Source organism: Gemella sp. (assembly GCF_057272915.1).
In genome coordinates, this window is the sequence record NZ_DBHIUF010000024.1 from 1 (window position 1) to 20,900 (window position 20,900).

General features: G+C 30.2%; 20 protein-coding genes. 6 read left to right on the forward strand and 14 right to left on the reverse strand.

Going from position 1 to position 20,900, the window contains the following annotated elements:
* Positions 1–430: 430 nt before the first annotated feature.
* Both rpoD and dnaG read right to left on the reverse strand, forming a co-directional pair.
* Entirely contained in the window at positions 431–1,516 is a 1,086-nt protein-coding gene (gene rpoD, locus ACO6OL_RS07615) for an RNA polymerase sigma factor RpoD (RefSeq protein ID WP_485502714.1), read from the reverse strand.
* Between the two features lie 12 nt (positions 1,517–1,528).
* Positions 1,529–3,319 carry a DNA primase gene (dnaG, locus tag ACO6OL_RS07620; protein WP_485502715.1) on the reverse strand — a complete coding sequence of 597 codons (1,791 nt, stop codon included), beginning with the start codon at positions 3,317–3,319 and terminating at the stop codon, positions 1,529–1,531.
* Between the two features lie 569 nt (positions 3,320–3,888).
* On the opposite strand from dnaG, the gene trkA reads away from it, so the two are divergent.
* Together trkA and ACO6OL_RS07630 are read left to right on the forward strand one after the other, a co-directional pair.
* Entirely contained in the window at positions 3,889–5,262 is a 1,374-nt protein-coding gene (gene trkA, locus ACO6OL_RS07625) for a Trk system potassium transporter TrkA (RefSeq protein ID WP_485502716.1), read from the forward strand.
* A 3-nt stretch (positions 5,263–5,265) separates the two neighbouring features.
* Positions 5,266–6,759 carry a TrkH family potassium uptake protein gene (locus ACO6OL_RS07630; protein WP_485502717.1) on the forward strand — a complete coding sequence of 498 codons (1,494 nt, stop codon included), beginning with the start codon at positions 5,266–5,268 and terminating at the stop codon, positions 6,757–6,759.
* A 95-nt stretch (positions 6,760–6,854) separates the two neighbouring features.
* Here the strand turns inward: ACO6OL_RS07630 and ACO6OL_RS07635 are convergent, their stop codons facing one another.
* The 7 genes from ACO6OL_RS07635 to ACO6OL_RS07665 form a co-directional block, all read right to left on the reverse strand.
* Positions 6,855–7,007 carry a hypothetical protein gene (locus ACO6OL_RS07635; protein WP_231724144.1) on the reverse strand — a complete coding sequence of 51 codons (153 nt, stop codon included), beginning with the start codon at positions 7,005–7,007 and terminating at the stop codon, positions 6,855–6,857.
* 157 nt (positions 7,008–7,164) lie between these two features.
* Complete coding sequence (gene rsmI, locus ACO6OL_RS07640; protein ID WP_485502727.1) at positions 7,165–8,001, reverse strand: 16S rRNA (cytidine(1402)-2'-O)-methyltransferase; 837 nt, start codon at positions 7,999–8,001, stop codon at positions 7,165–7,167.
* Positions 7,998–8,288, reverse strand: a complete 291-nt coding sequence (locus tag ACO6OL_RS07645; RefSeq protein WP_485502718.1) for a GIY-YIG nuclease family protein — start codon at positions 8,286–8,288, stop codon at positions 7,998–8,000. Before ACO6OL_RS07645 ends, rsmI begins: the two co-directional genes overlap by 4 nt.
* A 4-nt stretch (positions 8,289–8,292) precedes the next feature.
* Positions 8,293–9,027, reverse strand: a complete 735-nt coding sequence (locus ACO6OL_RS07650) for a tRNA1(Val) (adenine(37)-N6)-methyltransferase (protein WP_485502719.1) — start codon at positions 9,025–9,027, stop codon at positions 8,293–8,295.
* Position 9,028: 1 nt separating this feature from the next.
* A complete protein-coding gene (locus ACO6OL_RS07655) occupies positions 9,029–9,865 on the reverse strand; it encodes a DNA polymerase III subunit delta' (RefSeq protein ID WP_485502720.1) in 837 nt (278 codons plus the stop codon).
* Positions 9,855–10,481 carry a dTMP kinase gene (tmk, locus tag ACO6OL_RS07660; RefSeq protein ID WP_485502721.1) on the reverse strand — a complete coding sequence of 209 codons (627 nt, stop codon included), beginning with the start codon at positions 10,479–10,481 and terminating at the stop codon, positions 9,855–9,857. The genes ACO6OL_RS07655 and tmk overlap by 11 nt, the downstream gene beginning before the upstream one ends.
* Positions 10,482–10,507: 26 nt before the next feature.
* Complete coding sequence (locus ACO6OL_RS07665) at positions 10,508–11,686, reverse strand: aminotransferase class I/II-fold pyridoxal phosphate-dependent enzyme (protein ID WP_485502722.1); 1,179 nt, start codon at positions 11,684–11,686, stop codon at positions 10,508–10,510.
* A 292-nt stretch (positions 11,687–11,978) separates the two neighbouring features.
* Between ACO6OL_RS07665 and ACO6OL_RS07670 the strand changes: the two genes are divergently transcribed.
* Entirely contained in the window at positions 11,979–13,064 is a 1,086-nt protein-coding gene (locus ACO6OL_RS07670; protein ID WP_314397216.1) for a branched-chain amino acid aminotransferase, read from the forward strand.
* 201 nt (positions 13,065–13,265) lie between these two features.
* On the opposite strand, the gene ACO6OL_RS07675 is transcribed toward ACO6OL_RS07670, so the two are convergent.
* Positions 13,266–14,051 (reverse strand): formate/nitrite transporter family protein, encoded by a 786-nt coding sequence (locus tag ACO6OL_RS07675; RefSeq protein ID WP_314161013.1) that lies wholly within the window; start codon positions 14,049–14,051, stop codon positions 13,266–13,268.
* Between the two features lie 576 nt (positions 14,052–14,627).
* On the reverse strand, positions 14,628–16,181 hold the full coding sequence (gene rny, locus ACO6OL_RS07680) for a ribonuclease Y (RefSeq protein ID WP_448912493.1): 1,554 nt from the start codon (positions 16,179–16,181) through the stop codon (positions 14,628–14,630).
* Between the two features lie 473 nt (positions 16,182–16,654).
* On the opposite strand from rny, the gene rplK reads away from it, so the two are divergent.
* Both rplK and rplA read left to right on the forward strand, forming a co-directional pair.
* Positions 16,655–17,080, forward strand: coding sequence for a 50S ribosomal protein L11 (gene rplK / locus ACO6OL_RS07685; protein ID WP_003144801.1), 426 nt, complete (start codon positions 16,655–16,657; stop codon positions 17,078–17,080).
* 13 nt (positions 17,081–17,093) lie between these two features.
* Complete coding sequence (rplA, locus tag ACO6OL_RS07690; protein WP_003144761.1) at positions 17,094–17,786, forward strand: 50S ribosomal protein L1; 693 nt, start codon at positions 17,094–17,096, stop codon at positions 17,784–17,786.
* A 160-nt stretch (positions 17,787–17,946) separates the two neighbouring features.
* Here rplA and ACO6OL_RS07695 read toward each other — a convergent pair whose 3' ends face one another.
* From ACO6OL_RS07695 to ACO6OL_RS07705, 3 genes are read right to left on the reverse strand one after another with little or no spacing between them, the layout of a single operon-like run.
* The gene (locus ACO6OL_RS07695; RefSeq protein ID WP_485502723.1) at positions 17,947–18,768 is read right to left on the reverse strand and encodes a hypothetical protein; all 822 of its coding nucleotides are present in this window, start codon (positions 18,766–18,768) and stop codon (positions 17,947–17,949) included.
* On the reverse strand, positions 18,761–19,474 hold the full coding sequence (locus ACO6OL_RS07700) for an ATP-binding cassette domain-containing protein (RefSeq protein WP_485502724.1): 714 nt from the start codon (positions 19,472–19,474) through the stop codon (positions 18,761–18,763). Before ACO6OL_RS07700 ends, ACO6OL_RS07695 begins: the two co-directional genes overlap by 8 nt.
* Positions 19,458–19,853: a GntR family transcriptional regulator gene (locus tag ACO6OL_RS07705; protein ID WP_485502725.1), complete on the reverse strand. Its 396-nt coding sequence runs from the start codon at positions 19,851–19,853 to the stop codon at positions 19,458–19,460. Before ACO6OL_RS07705 ends, ACO6OL_RS07700 begins: the two co-directional genes overlap by 17 nt.
* Before the next feature lie 238 nt (positions 19,854–20,091).
* On the opposite strand from ACO6OL_RS07705, the gene ACO6OL_RS07710 reads away from it, so the two are divergent.
* Entirely contained in the window at positions 20,092–20,775 is a 684-nt protein-coding gene (locus ACO6OL_RS07710; RefSeq protein ID WP_485502726.1) for a TIGR04283 family arsenosugar biosynthesis glycosyltransferase, read from the forward strand.
* Positions 20,776–20,900: the final 125 nt, after the last annotated feature.

The following is a 20,900-nucleotide window of genomic DNA, read 5'->3' on the forward strand; positions in this document are numbered from 1 at the left end:
AGTTAACTTTATTTAAAACATCAGATTGTGTTTACACAAAAATCTTGACACTGCCGCTATTTTGTTGGACTTTCATTCCATCAATCATAGCTTTCTTCACATTTATCATAACACTATTTAAACCAGCAAATGCACACGGTGATATATTTATCCACTACTAAAAAAAGCGTGACTCGACAAAATCTCGATTTCGAAGAAATCGATTTTGTCGAGTCACCCCCCGCACAGCTTATTAGACATCTAAAAAGCTTTTATAAAGCAAATTTAGATATCAATAAACCACTTCGTCTATATGTTATCATATGAGCTGTGTTAACTTTTTAACCTTATTTTTTCTTATATTTTATAAGAATATTTTTTCTTGCCCACTTTTTGCCCACTAGAGAAATCTCTAGTCGTCATATCCTTGTTATATCAACACCTGTTAAACCTACTCCATAAAGCCTTTTAGTTTATTCAACTTCGATGGGTGTTTTAATTTTCTGATAGCTTTTGCTTCAATTTGACGAATACGTTCACGAGTTACCCCAAACGCACTACCTACTTCTTCTAGAGTATGAGTCTTACCATCTTTTAGACCGAAACGTAATTTTAGAACATTTTCTTCACGATCAGTTAGTGTTTCTAGTATCTCTTCTAGTTGTTCTTTTAGTAATTCATTTGCAGCGTGCTCTACTGGAGATTGGGCTTCTTTATCTTCGATAAAATCTCCTAAATGTGAATCATCCTCTTCACCTATTGGTGTTTCTAACGAAACTGGCTCTTGAGCTATTTTTAAAATCTCACGTACCTTTTCTGGAGTCATATTCATTTTCTTGGCAATTTCTTCAGGTTTTGGTTCACGACCTAAATCTTGAAGTAATTGTCTTTGAATACGAATTAGACGGTTAATAGTCTCAACCATGTGAACTGGGATACGGATAGTTCTAGCTTGGTCTGCAATAGCACGAGTGATTGCTTGACGAATCCACCAAGTTGCATATGTAGAGAATTTGAAACCTTTTGAGTAGTCAAATTTTTCTACAGCTTTGATTAACCCCATGTTACCCTCTTGGATTAAGTCTAAGAATAACATTCCTCGTCCTACATAACGTTTTGCAATACTTACTACAAGACGCAAATTGGCTTCAGCTAAATCTTTTTTAGCCTGTTCTTTTTCTTCTTCTGTTCCTGTTTCGATAATTTTAGAAAGTTCTAATTCTTTTTCTTTTGATAATAGAGGAACTTTCCCGATTTCTTTTAAGTACATTCTTACAGGATCATTAGTTCTGATTCCTGCTGGAACTGATAAATCTTCAAGATCAAGCTCTTCTTCCTCTTCTTCTTCATGATTGGCATTAATCAAGATAATATCCTCATTATTTAACTCTTCATAGAAATCATCCATAGTCTCTGAAGAAACATCTAATTTCGACAATGATTCAACTATTTCTTCTTGAGTTAACTCCCCTTGTTTTTTACCTTTTTCTAACAATTCGTTTTTAATCGTTTCAAAATCTTTTACTTTCTTAACCATGTTCTTCTCCTTCTACTTCTTATAATTTTTAACTTGCAACAACAATTCTTTTTGAGCTTCAATATCCATCTCTTGAATAGCGATTCTTAGCCTATCTTTAATTTCTTTTAATGTCACTTGTTTATTTGAGAAATATCGTATATAATCACCAACAACATCTGATATTGGATTCTCCTCAATTAAAAAATCTGTTTCATCTATATATGTTGCAAGCCTTACTACTTCTTCATCCTCAATACTGTGTATAAATTTATAAATATGGAATTCCAAATTATTATTATAATAAATTACCAAATAATCCATCAGATTCACAAAAACTTCTTGAGGGAATTGACACTTCTCTAAATCGTTATATTTTTCAACAAATAACGCCCTATCGACAAAAAAGTATTTAAATAATCTACACATCTTTTTGTCATAATTAGTCGTTCTAAACAACAGCTCTGGATTGGCTGGCACTATCCATTCTTCTGCCGCTCTTTTTCTTTTCACATTTACTTTACCTAATTCTTTAAGAAGAACTTGTCGCTCGATTCCGAACTCCTCTGCCAAATTGGTAAGTAACATGTATTTCAGTGATTCATCTTCTACATAAGCAATATTAACAAGTAGTTCATTTTTATATTTAATACGTTGTTCAATATTAGTTTTTGAATCATTTTTACAATATTCAATTTTATAATTAATAAAGTGCTCTTTATTATTTCTTAAATAATTTTCAACATCAAAATCAGGATTTTTAGAATTTTTTTCAGTTAAAAATTCATCCAAATCTTTAGCACCAGAAAATTTTAACTTATAAACATTATCCGTTGTCTCGATAATTCTATTTCCAATTTCTATTTGTGCTTTAGAACCCGCTTCATCATTATCTAAACTAAGAGTTATTTTTTTTACAAGTGATAAAACTTCTTTTAATTTATTATTATCTATGTTTGTTCCCATTAATGCTACGGCATTTTTTATGCCATTTTGATGAGCTTTAATAACGTCCATATACCCTTCGCATAATATCACTTCATTTTCTTTAGCTATAAATGAGCGTGCGTCTGAAAAATTATATAAAACTTTTCTTTTTTCAAAAATTTTCGTTTCGTGCGTATTGTAGTATTTTGGAACACTCTTATCCATAGACATAGTTCTTCCAGAAAATGCTACAACTTGATTCTGATTATTTTTTATAGGAAACATTATTCTATCTTTAAAGACATCATAGTAATCTTCATTATCATTTTTTCCTAATAGTCCCGCTTCAACCATTAAATCTAAATTGATTTTGTTCGAATTAAAAAAGTTTAAAGCAATATTGTTTTCACGGGGCGCATATCCAATATTAAAATGCTTAATAACATCTACACTCAGTCCCCTATCTAATAAATAATTAAGCGCATCTTCTGCTTCTTTTGTATTTAGGAGGATATAATTAAAATAATCTGCTAAAAGCCTGTGTCCATAGTACATTATATCAAGTTCATTATTTAAATCGTAACTCTCTTCTTTATTATTATTTGACTCTATATCCAGTCCTAACCTTGTCCCTAGCTTTGCGATTGCTTGATTATATGTAATATTTTCTATTAGCGATACAAATTGAAATATATTTCCACCTTTACCACATCCGAAACAATGGGCTATTTTTTTCTCAGGTGAGACCGTAAAAGATGGTGTCTTCTCATTATGAAATGGACATAATCCTAAGTAATTTTGTCCGCGTTTTTCTAATTTTACGTATTCACTAACGAGACTAACTATATCAATATTATCAAAAATATAGTCGATATCTTGTTTAGATATTTTCGCCACCTTATGCTCCTCCTTTTTTACTAACCATTGAAATTTAATGAAAAGATTATTTCCCAACACTAATTATAACATAAACTAAATTATTTTAATATAGTATAATTAAAAATTTGTAGAACTACACCAAATATAAATAGCACTATTTTATAATATTTTAATATTTTCACCTCTTGTCAATTCTATAAATTCTAACTTAATAATGAACCTACTTATATCGATAATTCTACTCAGCCAATTTCATCTTCCTAACCGAACTATCAAAAGAATAATTGTATCTAAACAATAGAGTTATATAATTATTATAGAGTTGCTCAAAAATCTTAAAATTTTTAAAAAATTATTTGAGAACTCATAGATACAATGTTTTATAATACCTAAATTTTCTTTATAAAAGCTGTTTAGATATTAAATAAACTGTGCTGGGGACCTCGATAAAATCTATTTCTCCGAATGAATCACTCTCAATTATCTCATCTCTCACTTCCATTACCTTACTACAAAATTATAAGCTTATAGCATTTTATTATATTTTAGGTTATAATAGGAATATCATTTCAAAAAGGAGTATTAAAGTGAAAGTAATTATAGTCGGTGGTGGTAAAGTCGGTGAACTTCTTTGTGCTGATTTTTCTAACACATTTGATGAAGTAACAATTATTGACACAAATGAGCGTCGTGTTGAAAAGCTCGTTGAAACATATGATATTAACGGATTAGTCGGTAATGGTGCAAATTCTGACATATTATTAGAAGCTGATGCAGCTAATGCCGATATGTTTATATCAGTAACTACAAGCGATGAAATAAATATGATTTCATGTATCGCTGCAAAACAAATAGGGTCTAAATATACAATCGCAAGAATACGTAATCCTGAATATTCTAAAACAAAAGAGTTTATAAAACAATCTCTAGGGATTGATCTTATGGTTAACCCTGAATACGAAGCAGCAAAACAAATTTTCTATATGCTGAAATACCCTACAGCTATAAAAGTAGAAAGTTTTTCTGCTAATAAATTTAATATCTTAGAAGTAATAATTAATGAAAACAGTGTACTTAAAGGTGTATCCCTTATTGAAAGTAAAAAAATTATTGATTTCCCTTCATTAGTCTGCCTTGTTGAAAGACAAGGGGAAGTTTTTGTCCCTCGAGGAAATTATGTTTTTGAAGTTGGAGATAAAGTTCATATTACAGCTTCAAATAAAAATTTAAAAAAATTCTATAAACTACTAGGAAATAAAGAGAATCTTGAGAAAAAAGTAACCTCTTCTTTAATAATCGGAGCAGGAAAAGTAGCTCATTATCTTGTAGAATTTTTACAAAAAGCATCTTTTTACACAAAAGTAATCGAAATTGATAAAGAAAAGGCAATAGCATTGAGTGAGACTTTTCCTGAGATTGACGTTATATGGGCAGATGGAAGTGATCGTGATACGCTAATTGAAGAAGGTATACAAACATTTGATAGTTGCATTTCTCTTACAGGACTTGATGAGGAGAATATTATAATTAATCTCTATGCACATAAACTAGGTATTAAAAAAACTGTCGCAAAAGTAAATCGTGCTTCTCTTAAACAAATCGCTGAAGATATCGGACAATATTCATACATTACACCTAAAGAAATTGTTGGTAATATTATTAAAAAGTATACTAAATCATTACAATGTAGTCGAACTACCGATATAGAAAGCTACTATCGTATTGCTAACAGTAAAGCTGAAGTTATAGAATTCAAAATTACAAGTGAAAATGCTAAAGTTATAGGCACTAAACTTAAAGATCTTGATATTAACGACAATATGCTTATCGCTTTTATTATACGAAATAATAAACAAATTTTCCCAAATGGTGAGGATGAGATAAAAGTAAATGATAATGTTGTTGTAGTAAGTTATGAACATAAACTTGAACATATCGATGATATTCTTGCAAGGAGGTAATCTATGAATTTTAAAATGGTCTTTCACGTTGTTGGTAAGATGATAATGCTCTTAGCAGCTTTATTAATTTTACCAACAATAGTATCAGTGATTTATCATGAACCCATTAAAATTACTAATTCATTTTTCAGTACAATTATGATTTGTTTTATTTTATCACTAATTATACATTTTTTTACAAAAGATGTTACTGAACGTGATTTTTATAAAAGAGAAGGATATGTAATTGTAACCCTAACATGGATTATCTTTTCTATACTTGGAGCTCTTCCATTTTATTTATCTGGAGAAATTCCACATTATATAGATAGTTTCTTTGAGACAGTTAGTGGATTCACTACGACAGGATCAACTATATTACAAGATGTAGAATCTATAGAAAAGAGTTTGTTATTTTGGCGTAGTTTTACACATTTCATCGGAGGTATGGGGGTTATCGTGTTTGCATTAGCAATTCTCCCACGTTCACCTCATACTATTCATATAGCAAAAGCTGAAGTTCCTGGTCCATACTTCGGTAAAGTAGTATCTTCAATGAAGCAGACTGCAATCTACCTATACGGGATATATATTGCTCTTACAGTAATTTTATTCTTTTTATTATTACTAGGTGGAATCGGAGTTTTTGATAGTATAAATCTAGCCTTCTCTACAGCTGGAACTGGAGGATTCGCTGTAAAGAATGCCGGAATAGCATATTATAATAGTACATACATTACTGTAGTTATAGCTATTTTTATGCTGATTTTTTCTATGAATCTTAGCTTAATATATTTTGTAATTTTTAAGAGATACTTTAAAATACTAAAAAGCGAAGAGTTACAATGGTTTTTCGGTATGATATCTATCCTTTCTATAATTATGTTTTTAGATATTTATCGTTCTTACGATACTCCTAATCATAGTTTGCTGGATGTATTCTTTACCGTTTCATCAGTTGTTTCGACTACTGGATTCACTTACAACGATTTTAATATTTGGCCTGTATTTTCTAAAATGATAATACTAATTCTTATGATTGTTGGTGGTTGTACTGGTGGTACTGCCGGAGGAATTAAAATTCCACGTCTAATTTTCTTCGTTAAAAATGCTAAACAAAGTATAAGTAAAGCACTAAATCCACGAAAAATAACAATGTTCAAGATAGATGGTAAAGTAGTTAAAGATACTACTCCATTGTCTAACTATCTTCTATTATTCGGATTTGTCTATGTTATTATTTTATTTCTGGTAACATTCCAAATTAATGACTTTGAAGATGCTATTTCTTTAACGGTGACATCAATCAGTAATGCTGGACCAGCATTCAATCACTACGGTCCTATGAGTAACTTCTCAGAAATACCGTACTTTACAAAAATGGTTTTATCTGTATCAATGTTACTAGGACGTTTGGAATTAATGCCACTAATAGTATTCTTCTCTGCTAACACTTGGAAAAAACGCAGAAAAAAATCTAGAGAAAATCAAAGAATTATTAATAACTCCATTGATTAATATACTGGTAGAAATGCCTCAAAAATCAAAGTTTCCGGGAAATCTATTTTGTCGAATCACCCCTATTTTTATCAATCAATACAAAAAGACGAGATCTATTTATAAATCTCGTCTTTTATCATTGAAACTATCTCTTGAATTTCCTCATTAATTCTTTCATCTAGTTCTTCTTTAGTAATTAATTCATCATTATGCGCTTCTGTGTAACCGAGTATCACTCCTAAAGAGTTCTTTACATTATGCAACATAATTTTTTTCTTCTGTTCATTTTTATCCAACTCTGAACTTCTTCTATAAATCATATATATATTTAGGAATACAAAAAATGTTAATGGTAGGAAAAATATTTTCATATGTATTGCGGCAATTAGAAACACCACTATTAATATATTTATAGCTATGAAACTAATCATATTTTTCATGATACAAACTATAAACCTCTTTTTTATTTATGCCGTATTCTTTAGCAGTATTTTTAATAGCTTCTGATTTTTTTTCACCACTTTGAACTTTTTCGTATATTATTTCTACAATATCATCAAGATTAAGGTCTGTATGTTCTTCATCTTTTGATGGAGAAATAATAACAACAAATTCCCCTTTTTCCTTAATCTCTCCACCTAACATTTCTAATATCACACTTGCTTCGTATGTTTCTATTTGTTCAAACATCTTCGTAAGTTCTCTCGCTACTGCAATTTTTCTTGTTGATGCAATCTTAGCAATCTCTTCTACTAAATTTTTTACCCTATGTGGACTTTCATACAAAATACCCGTTGTCTTTGAGCTTAAAATAATTTCTAACTTTTGCTTAAGTTCTTTACTTTTTCTCGGTAAAAATCCATAAAAAGTATAATTATAAGATTCTATCCCACTAGCTACCAATGCTGTAAGTCCAGCATTAGCACCTGGTAAAGCAACAACATCTAGTCCTGCACGCTTTACCTTCTCTACAAGTACATATCCTGGATCTGAAATACATGGCATTCCTGCATCAGTTACCAATGCTATATCTAATCCTTCTTCTAAGTATTCTATTATTTTATCACTCATTTTATCTTCATTATGCTCATGATAACTAAGTAGTTTTTTACCCTTCACCTCATAATGATTCAATAACTTCTGAGTATTTCTCGTGTCTTCACAAGCTATTATATCCGCTTCTTTTAGCACTCTAAGAGCTCTTAATGTAATATCTTCCAAATTGCCTATTGGTGTTCCCACTAAATATAACATAGTTATTTTTCCTTTATTTTCATATTAAATTCTTTTATTTTTTTCCTTTTTTCTGTATCCAAATTAAGTAAAATATACTCTTCTTTGCTTCTACGAGTACGTTTTTTGAATAAACTTTCTGCACTTGTAGCTTCACTTTTTGTTTCAAATTCTTCAAAATATATAAGTTTTACAGGTACCCTCACCCTTGTGTATTTTGCACCTTTTTTGGCATTATGAGTTTTTATCCTTCTAACAATATCTGTTGTATATCCAGTATACCAAGTTTTGTCACAACACTCAACTATATACATAAAACTACTCATAAATTCCGTACACTTTCTTCATCTCATCTGTATAACTTCCATCTTCATTATAAATATAAAATGGCTGCTCTACTTTAATATCACTAACCTTAGAGATACTACCCTCAATTAATACTATTTTACTATTTTCACTTGAAGGTTTACTGTATACAAATCTTATTCTCTTAATTGCTAGTCCATTTTTCTCACATTCAGAGATGATATCACTTATTCTATAAGTTCTATGAACCAGTGCAAACTTTCCATTTTGTTTAACTAAATATCTAATCGCCTGCACTACATCACTAAGGTTACATAGTAATTCATGACGTGAAATATTGTGATTAAACTTTTCACGTTGATTCGGCATATTCTCTACAGGAAAATATGGTGGATTACAAATTACATAGTCGAAAGACGATGGTTTATAATATCTTTTTACATTTCTTATATCACCACTTCGCACAGCCACATTAGTAATTTCATTTAACTCTAAACTTTTTTTACTCAGTTCAACTAAATCTTCTTGAATTTCTAACATTTCTATTTTCGCATCAGTCTTCTCTCTAAGAATTATCGAGATACCACCGTTCCCACTACAAAGCTCTATTATATTCTTTTTAAAACTTCTCGGCACATTGGCAAAATATGGCAGTAAAAAAGAGTCCGTTGACATACTATAATGATCCACTTTTTGTAATATTTTAAAATTTTTAGAAACTATATCAACTCTCAAATTATCTTCCATACTAACCTCTTATTAAAAATTCTAAATTATTATTATCCAATAAAATCATAAAGACAAATTTTTCCAGTACCAATGTTGCATTAACATTCCCATTCAAGTCTGCTAGTGCTTGAAGTATTTTTTCCTGTACCTTACTAAGATTAACAACATCACTTACGGTTTCTTCACTATAGCACTTAGAAACTTCCATATTTAAATATTTGAAAAACTCTACTACTTCATCTTTAGTTTTTAATTTTTCTAATAGATAAATATTAGCAAGATGAGGTTTTCTCATATATCTTTTTACATATTCTCTAACAATATTTATTAACTCTTCATTCTGTTCAATCTCAATATTTTCACTTTGTCCAATTAATTTAATCTGTTGACAACGTGAAATAATCGTCGGTAGTACAGCGCTAATATTTTTACAACTAAGAATAGCTATAATGTCATCTTCTGGTTCTTCTAAAAATTTAAGTAAGCTGTTTGCTGCTTGCTCAGTCATTTTTTCAATATCTTTTATCCAGTATATCTTCTTACCATAAAATGATTTAACGCTCAAATCAGATTTTAATGTTTGTATTTCATCTTTCTTTATCGAAGTTTCACTTGATAATTTATAAAAATCAACATAATTTCCATGATTTATACTATTGCAGTTTTTACAATTTTCACAACTGTAAAATTCTTTATCTTTATTTTCTAAACAAAAAATTGCTTTAACAAAACTCAAAATAAACTCATCACAATATAAACTATCCTCACCTACTACTAAATAGGCATGGGATAGTTTATCTGTTTTTAATGTATTTGTTAAAGATTTTATTACAATTGTATCTTTACTAAAGTTCATTGTTTAAAAATCCTTCCAATATAGCAAGTGCTTGTTTTTGCACATTCTCATATGTATCACTCGCATCAATTACCTTAATACGTTCGGTATTTTCTTTTGAAAGATCATCATAACCACGTTTTACATTTTTGTAAAAATCTAGACTTTCTTGATCCATTCGGTTATTGTCATCTCTATTTTTTGTACGAGCTAGCCCAACTTCAACATCTACACAGAAATATAGTGTCAAATCTGGTTCAAGATTATCAGTTGCATATGCATTTATATCTAAAATATCTTGTTTAGAAAGCCCTCGTCCATAAGATTGGTAAGCAACCGAGCTATCGACAAAACGATCACAAATTACAATATATCCTTCATTTACATGAGGTAATATTTTTTTTACGATATGATCACGTCGACTAGCACAAAACAGTAAACTTTCAGTTTTAGCATCAATATCATTTGAACTATCAAAAAGTAGTTCTCTAACTTTCTCACTAAACTCTGTCCCACCAGGTTCACGTGTTGTTATTACTTTATATCCCTTTTCTTTCAAATACTCTGTAGCAAAGTTGATAAAGCTCGTTTTACCTGAACCGTCTGAACCTTCTACTGTTATGAATTTTCCTTTCATTTAAATAACCTTTCTTCTATATTTAATTACCTATTCATAAATTGAGAAATTCTTTCAACAGCTTCTTTTATATTTTCCATGCTTGTTGCATAACTAATTCTAAAGAAGTCATTGTATGCTTTCCCAAATGCTGTCCCAGGGATAACCCCAACACGAGCCTCTTTCGCTAATAATTTACAAAATTCCATAGCACCTAGTTCACGGTATTCCACTGGAATCTTAGCAAAAATATAAAATGCTCCATCAATTTCAGGAATTTCAAAACCTAATTCACGAAGTCTTGGAACCATATAATCTTTTCTTTCTCTATAAGTTTCAATCATATAATTATTATATTTATCTACATTTTCATCTGTTAAAGCTACTACAGCAGCATCTTGAATAAATGTTGGGGCTCCAGATACTGTAAATAGGTGAAACACACCAATTTTTCTAATCATCGCTTGAGGCGCTGCGATAAATCCTACACGCCATCCTGTCATAGCATGAGATTTTGATAAGCCACTGATTAGAACTGTTTGTTCTGGGATAAACTCAGCTAATGAAGTGTGTTTATAGTTATATGTAATATCTCCATAAATTTCATCACTAAGCACAAAAATATCATATTTTCCTAATAAATCAGCAATTTCTTTAACTTCTTCTCTAGTATAAGAAACACCACTTGGATTATTCGGATAGTTAATTAAAATTGCTTTTGCATCTTTATTTTCCTCTAATGCTTTTTCTAAATCACTTGGACGAACTTTAAACCCATTATCAGCTGTATCAATAAATTTAATATTACATTTATTTAGAATACCTACACCCTCATACGCTGAAAAATATGGTGTCACTACTAAAATAGTATCCCCTTGATTAGTAATTGCTGAAATCGTATGTTCTATTGCTGCAGAAGCACCTATTGTTACAATAACCTCATCAGAACTGTATTTCAAATTATATCTTTTTTCTAAATTTTTAGCCCACGCTGCTCTTAATGGCTCAATACCATTATTTACCGAGTAGTGTGTTCTATTATTATCTAAAGCAACTTTCGCAGCCTCTTTAACCTCTTCAGCAGTGTCAAAATCAGGCTCTCCCAGTGTTAACTTGATAATCCCATCAATCGTTGAAGCAAATGCATCAAATTCTCTAATTGGTGATCCTGTAAGATTCGCTAAAGATGTGTTAAATTTGTTTTCTAATGATTTTTTTATATCCATATATATCTACCTTCCTTTGAAATTAGGTACATTGTTAATGTAACATTTCTAATATTGTAACATATTTTCAACAAAAATTAAATTAGTATCTTAAATATTAGACAAATTTATCAACAATGACTATATAACATTTTAAATTATTTTCAATCACTTTTCAAGATGAAATATCGGATATTTGGTATAAAATTTCAGAAAACTCTAAGAAAAGTATTGAAAAATGAGTTGATTAGTATTATAATATTTCTAACACATTAAAAATTAATTGTTTTAAAAGATAAGGAGAAATATAACTATGACAAAATTAACAGTAAATGATATCCGAGTAGAACTTACATCTACTCCAAAAGAAAAAACACCTGATGATAAATTAGGATTTGGTACAGTCTTTACAGACCATATGTTCGTTATGGATTGGTCTTCTGATAAAGGGTGGTACGATCCAAGAATCGTTCCTTATGGCCCAATCCCAATGTCACCTGCATTAAATGTATTACACTACGGACAAAGCGTTTTCGAAGGTATGAAAGCATACAATGCCAATGGAGAAGCAGTTTTATTCCGTCCAGAACAAAACTTCAAACGCTTAAACAAATCTTCAGACCGTATCGCTTTACCTGAGCTAGATGAAGAATTTGCATTAGCTGCACTTAAAAAATTAATCTCTATCGATAAAGAATGGATTCCAAAATCTGAAGGTACTTCTCTATACGTTAGACCTTTCTTATACGGTGCAGAAGAAGCACTTGGAGTACACCCAAATAACGAAGTTAAATTCGTAATTATCTTATCACCATCAGGAAGCTACTTCAAAGCAGGATTACAACCAAACAAAATCTTCGTAGAACACGAATACGTACGTGCTGTTCGTGGTGGATTCGGATTCGCTAAAACAGCAGGTAACTACGCTGGATCTCTAAAAGGTCAGAAAAAAGCTCAAGAACTTGGTTACTCTCAATCACTATGGCTAGATGGAGTTGAACAAAAATACATCGAAGAAGGTGGGGCTATGAATATCTTCTTCAAAATTGATGGAACATTTGTTACTCCAGAATTAAATGGTTCTATCCTTCCAGGTATCACTCGTGCTTCTGTATTAGAATTACTTAAATCACTAGGTGAAAAAGTAGAAGAAAGAAAATTATCTCTTGAAGAAGTTTATGAAGCTTACGATAATGGAAAACTTGAAGAAGTATTCCTATGCGGTACTGCAGCGGTAATCGCTCCAGTTGGTGAATTATTTGATGGTACTAAAAAATTAGAACTTATCACTGATAACAAACCTGGAGAATGGACTCAAAAAATCTATAACCTACTTACTGGTATCCAATTAGGTAAAGTTGAAGATAAATTCGGTTGGGTTGTAAAAGTAGAAGACTAATATAAATTAAAGATTCCAAGTTTAGTAATTTGGAATCTTTTTTATATTATCTTTTCATAAGATTTATATACTATTATTTTAAATCTGTTATATAAAACTAAATCTAACAAATATCACTTTGTAAGTTAACAAAAAAATGAAGTATGGAATTATATCCTACTTCATTTTTGTTATTTAAAGGATTTTAAATTTTCTCTATTATTATTTTTTATAAGCAAATGTGTATAGAGCAGAAACTAAAGTAACAGCTCCTACAAAGTTACCTAAAAATACTGTTCCCATGTTTTGAACGAATTGTAAAACTGAGATATTTGCACCTTCAAACATTGCAGCTGGGATTGCGAACATGTTCGCAACCAAGTGTTGGAATCCAATAGCAACGAAAGTCATAATTGGGAACCATACACCAAACATTTTACTACCTACATCTTTAGCAGCGAAGTTTAACCATACTGCCATACCTACTAGCCAGTTACAACCTACAGCTGAGAAGAATACTTGCCAGAATGTTAAGTATACTTTTGATTCACCAGCTGAAATAGTTTTAGCAGCAATTGCTCCACCAGTTAAACCAGTTAAATGCCCTAAGAAATAAGCAATAACTAGAGAACCAACAAGGTTAGCAAATGTAATAACTACCATGTTTTTAGCCAACAGTTTAAAACTAATTTTCTTATTAAACCACGCAACAGTTACAGCCATCATATTACCTGTAACTAATTCTCCACCACCAACTAAAATACAAATAAGTCCGATTGGGAAAACAGATGCTCCAAGTAATGCACCAATTCCGCCAAATTCTTTAGGAATTGATCCTGATACACGAAGTAAGGCTAAAAATCCTACCCCGATAAATGCCCCACCTAAGAAACCTAAACTCAACATATATTTAAGACCTGCAGTTGCTTTAGCAGTACCTTTTTTAATAGTAAGTTCATAAACTTCTTGAGGTTCTAAAAATACTTTAGATTCTACAGTGTTTGTCATAATAACACTCTCCTTAAAAATTTATAATAATTACATAGATAATAATTGTTCTACATCTACAGTAAAGATTATACAATAACAAGGATATTTTTTCAACACTGTTTTAATACAGATTTTATTAAAATACATATAATTTAACAAAGTACTATATTCAAATTTTTGTTAAAATTATCAAAGATATTATTTATTTATTCATTGATAAATAAATAAAGTTACCGTGTATAAAGCGTTTTCTTCGCTTCTTATATTTTTTAATATTTAAATTATTCTTATCACTATACACGATATATAAAATTACAAACACTGTTCTTTAACCCAAAAACTTTACTAAAAATAATTATATTTGTTCAATTTATAAGGCAAATTAAACTCAAAATTATTAGCACTAAACTGTGTTTCTATTTATAATATTCCGCTTGGAAAATTGCAATTATTCTACATCTATAAATTTACCATTAATATTACAAACTAATCTATTAATATAATTACAGCCATAATATTAGCAGAAAACACGAACCCTCGACTTTATAATTCGACATAAAAAAGCGATTGGATAATTTCCAATCGCTTAATTTACTATCTTGCAACCTTAACTGCTCTAACCTCACGAATAACATTAACTTTAATGTTTCCTGGGTATTGCATCGTTTCTTCGATTTTATTTTTAACTTCTTTGGCAATTTTGTAAGTTTTTGTATCATCTACCTCTTCTGGATTTACGATTACACGAATCTCACGACCTGCTTGAATAGCAAATGTTTTCTCTACACCTTTGTGTTCATTTGCAATTTCTTCAAGTTTTTGTAGACGTTTAATATAGTTTTCTAATGACTCTCTTCGAGCCCCTGGACGTGATGCAGAAAGTGCATCCGCTGTGGCAACAATAACAGAAATCGGATGTGTTGGTTCAGTATCACCATGGTGTGATGCTATTGCATTTACTACAATCGCATTCTCTTTATATTTAAGAGCTAATGCTACACCAATTTCAACATGCGAACCTTCAATTTCATGATCAAGTGCTTTCCCAATATCATGAAGCAATCCTGCACGACGTGCTGTTGCAACATCTAAGTCTAACTCAGCTGCAATAAGTCCTGCGATATACGCTACTTCCATAGAGTGTTGTAGTCCATTTTGGCCATAACTTGTTCTATATTTTAACTTACCAACGATTTTTACTAAGTCAGGATGCATATTATGGATTCCAAGGTCAAATGTAGCTTGTTCTCCTGCATCACGAATAACTTGATCAATATTCTTACGCGCTTTATCAACAGCTTCCTCAATTTTTGAAGGGTGAATACGCCCATCATCAATAAGTGACTTAATTGCTGTTTTAGCAATTTCACGACGAATTGGATCATATCCAGAAAGGATAACCGCTTCCGGAGTATCATCAATAATTAAGTCTACACCTGTTAATGTTTCTAAAGTACGAATATTTCTTCCTTCACGTCCGATAATACGACCTTTCATATCATCACTTGGAAGATCTACAACAGACACAGTAGTTTCACTTACTACATCTGTAGCAAAACGTTGCAATGATTGAACGATAAGTTCTTTTGCACGTTTATCAGCGACGCTTTTCGCCTCTAGTTCTTTATTTCTTATATATATTGCCATATCTTTAGCCATATCAGTTTCTACTGTGGCCATAATCTCTTCACGAGCTTGTTCTTCTGTTAAGTTTGCAATTCTTTGCAACTCTGTTTCTTGTTGAATCTTAAGTTGATTAACCTCAGTACTTTTTTCTTCAAGTAATTGAGATTTCTCTTCCAATTTCATCTCTCTTGAACTTAACAATTCGTCTTTTTTATTTAAAAGCTCTGTTTGACGTTCTAATGAAGATTCTTTTTGAACGATTCTATCTTCTTGTCTTTGAATATCTAGTTTTTTAAATTCTGCTTCTTTATTTGCAATGTTAATTATCTCTTCAGCTTCTTTTTTAGCTATAGTTGTTTCTTTTTCAACTATATATCTAGCTTCTTTTCTTGCCTCACCTATAATATAATCGGCGTCTTGCTTAGATAATTCTAATTTCTTTTGAATAGAATTTTTCGAAATAACATATCCAACTAAAAGTCCAACAAGTAAAGCTGCAACACTGATTATTCCATAAATCATCTTGCAACCTCTTTCTATTTTGAAAAAATTTTATTATGATATCACTATTTTGTTAATATTTAAATATCAACAATTTGTTACATACCATAGTTACAATTCTACACTACCTACAGGAAAAAGTCAATAGTTCACTCAGGGAAAAATCCCAGTTTAGAAAAACTTTTCTTCTATGATATTAGGCATTTATATTTTTCTTTTAATTTTACTACATATCATTATTAAATACTTCACATTATCACTTGAATTTTAAGAGACTTAGTTGTATTATTTTAATATCTACTCAATAAAAGTAGAATTATTTTTACTAAAGATAATTTTTTTTAAAAAAAACTTAATAAAATACTTGCAATTACTTATCCAGTGTGATATTATATTCAAGTATGTAAAAATACAAAACTTGATTGAGTGGGAGAACGAAAAATTCAAAGACGTTCAAATGACCACATCACGAAAAATATATAGGAGGTTTTATCGTGGCTAAAAAAGTTATAAAAGTTGTTAAATTACAAGTACCAGCAGGTAAAGCTAACCCAGCTCCACCAGTTGGTCCAGCGTTAGGTCAAGCTGGTGTAAACATCATGGGATTCTGTAAAGAATTCAATGCTCGTACACAAGACCAAGCAGGATTAATTATTCCAGTAGTAATCTCAGTATATGAAGACCGTTCATTTACTTTCATTACTAAAACACCACCTGCACCAGTATTACTTAAAAAAGCAGCTAAAATTGAAAAAGCATCTTCTGTACCTAACCGTGACAAAGTTGCTACAGTTTCAAAAGCTCAAGTTCAAGAAATCGCTGAACTTAAAATGGCTGACTTAAACGCAGCTTCTGTAGAAGCAGCAATGCGTATGATCGAAGGTACTGCAAGAAGTATGGGTATCTTAATAGGAGAATAGGAGGATAATTATAATGGCAAAAAAAGGTAAAAAATATCTTGAAGCAGCTAAATTAGTAGATTCTTCTAGTCTATACTCTGTAGTAGAAGCAATCGAATTAGCTAAAAAAACAAGCACAGTTAATTTTGACGCAACTGTAGAAGTTGCATTCCGTTTAGGAGTTGACACTCGTAAAAACGACCAACAAGTTCGTGGAGCAGTAGTTCTTCCTAAAGGAACTGGTAAAACTGCTAAAGTTTTAGTTTTTGCTAAAGGTGATAAAGCAGCAGAAGCTGAAGCAGCAGGAGCTGACTACGTAGGACAAGGTGAATACATCACTAAAATCCAACAAGGTTGGTTTGATTTTGACGTAATCGTAGCTACTCCAGACATGATGGGAGAAGTTGGTAAAATCGGTCGTGTATTAGGACCTAAAGGATTAATGCCAAACCCTAAAACTGGTACTGTAACTATGGACGTTACTAAAGCTGTTAATGAAATCAAAGCTGGTAAAGTTGAATACCGTGCTGAAAAAGCTGGTGTTGTTCACACTCCAATCGGTAAAGTTTCATTCTCAACTGAAGACTTAGTTGAAAACTTCAACGCTGTTCAAGACGCTTTAGCTAAAGCTAAACCAGCTGCTGCTAAAGGAACTTACTTCAAATCTGTAGCTGTAACTACAACTATGGGTCCTGGAGTTCGTGTTAACACAGCAGAATTCAAATAAGAAATATTAATACAAAGAAGACTTAGCTAACCAAGTCTTCTTTTTTTTCTTTCCCTACCTCACTATAACATAAATAAAAAAGCTATGACTAACACTATTTTCTGTACTAAATCACTAGCTTTCTTATATTCTTTTATTTTCGTTTTATGCTTGCTTAACCTTACTTGGTTTCATTATAAGTATTTATTAATTCAACTCTAGTCGCATCTTTAGTTCCTTCTTTAATTCCTTCAAAGAACATATTAGCTTCAAATGTATAAATTTTTAAGACACTTGTACTTATTAAAAGGAACAGAATTAAAACAAGTTTTCCTTTATACTTTTTATCTACTCGTTTATTTTCTCTATTATGTGCTAATAAAATATTTACGCTAACAAAGTAATATAACAATGTGATTACTATTAATAGTACTAATTTTATTAAACTAAATTGCGTATTATCATATTTTGGACCTATATATCCACTAAAAGGCACTAAAGAAAATCGAAAGATTCCTACTATAAATTGATAAATAATAATATCATATATAAAGAAGTATATTAGTGTTATTTTTGTCTTAATCATTTGGATTACAGCAAAATTTGATAATGCTATAACTACTATTATTGCATATAGGTATTCAATAGGATTAACTTTACGATAAATATAATCTAATACAAGAGATATTATTCCCCCAAAGAATAAAGTTATATAAGATGTATAGTAAATATATCTTACTTTATCTTTTAATGAAATCGGTAGATATTCAATAAATTGATGTTCAGGATCATCGTATTTTCTTCCATTTATCACAATAATTATTGAACTAATAACAGCTAAAATAATATAAGTTTTATGAAATAATAACTCAAGCACTATAGTGATGGTAATAAAATAATATAGTAAATATAAACTCTTATATAATAAAGGTTTCGTGTAATTTCTATTTGAAATTAAATTCCAAATTGCGCCAAAGTTTGTATCGTATTTTTGTTTATACATTTGAGTTCTCTCCCTTCATAATAGAAAGTAAAATATTTTCTATATCTGTAGTGTTAAATCTTTCTTGTAGCTCTACTATATCTTCTTTAGTATTAATTCTTCCATTTTCAAAAATAATTACAAAATCTGCTAAACTATTTATCACTAAAGGATCTTCAGTTACAAGAATAATCATTTTATTTTCATCCATATAATCTCTTAGAAGATTTAATATTTCTTTTTTAGCTATTAGTCCTACTCCAGAAAATGGATTATCTAATACTAATATTCTAGACATAGTAAAATATCCTATTGAAAATAATAATATTTTCCTCTCCCCTTGAGACAATTCATAAATTTTACTATGAAGAACAATCTTATGTTTATTTAAAAATTCAAAACATTTCTCTATATTAAATCTTTCATCTAATTTAGATATTTTATATAAAACTTCATTTACCTGTAAAGTATCTGAAAACAATGGTTTATCTGCTACATAAGAATATAGTTTTTTAATTTCAACTGCATTTTGTTGAAAGTTCAAATTATTATAGCTAATTGCATTTTTATCCGATGAGATTGCTCCTAATAGTGTTTGAAGAAATAGTGTTTTACCACTTCCACTATTACCTGTTATTGCATACACATATCCACCTTCTAACTCCAAATCTATTGGACCTAGTTGAAATGACTTTTTATTAATCTGTAAATTATTCACTTTTATCATAAATTTTTCCCTCCAATACTTTATCAACTATATCCTTAATATCTTCTATATTAAGTCCATCATTAATAGCATTATCAATTATTACCTTTAGTTCAACTAAATACTCTTCTTTTTTTATAGATAATACAGTAGCTAAATCTATATCATTTACAAAATATCCCACAGCTCCTTTAGAATATATGAGTTCTTCTTGTAATAATACTTCATATGATTTTTTTACTGTTATTATACCTACTTCTAGCTCTTTAGATAAGCTTCTAATAGAAGGTAATTGATCATTGCATTTTAAACTACCATTAAGAATACTACTCTTTATTTGTGTAGCCACCTGTTGATAAATCGGAACAGATGACATATTAGAAATTTTTATATCCATCATACTCCTCCTTATTAATTCTTTTTAAATTAATTTGTATAATTCAATTAGATATTAAAAACGTTTTCTTGTATCTACTGTGATTATACGATAGATACAGTTACTTTGTCAATAATTATTTTGTAATTTCTTATATTTTTTATTAAAACTACTTTAAATACTAAGTTTAAAGGTAAATATCATTTCGAAATACTTTGTTACATGTTATAATTATATTAACTATTATTTTAGGAGTGTATTTATGATTACTATTATTGTGCCAATTTATAACGAAGAAAAAACAATACGTGATTTCATCTATAATCTGTATTGTTTGCATAATATAAAGGAACATGAGGTACTTTTCGTTGATGGTGGTTCAACAGATAAAACAAAAGAAATCTTAGATGAACTTTCTTATTTCGGTTACTCATATCACTTATCAGATAAAAAAGGTCGTGCAAATCAGATGAATTATGGTGCGAAAATTGCTAAAGGGGATATTCTATGGTTTGTTCATTGTGATAGTGTCCTGCAAAAAGATGTAATAGAAAAAATACTTGCCTGCCCTACTGAAGTCGGCTGTCTAAAGATTAGATTCTATCCAAGTAGCTTTCCTATGTGGGTAAATTCTCTTGTTTCTAATATGCGTGCAAGTATTACTAACCTTGCCTTCGGGGATCAAGCGATATTTCTATCAAAGAAAGTATTTGAAGAAGTTGGAGGATATAAAGATATGCCTTTAATGGAAGATTATAAACTCTCTGAAGATTTAAGTGCACTTAGTTATAAAATTACAGTAATTGACTCCCCTATCACGACATCTACGAGAAGATATAAAAAACATACTGTAAAAACAATGTGGCAGATGCAGCAATATCAAAAAATGTATCGACGCAGTGTGCCAGTTGAAGAAATAGCAAAAATGTATAAAGATGTAAGATAACAAAGTTAAGGATTTTTAGAATTATTTTTTAGTTGAGAGGCTAACCCAAAAGTACTAAATTTTAAAATAGTTTACATGAAAACTCATAGACGCAGTGGTTTATTGATATCTAAATTCGCTTTATA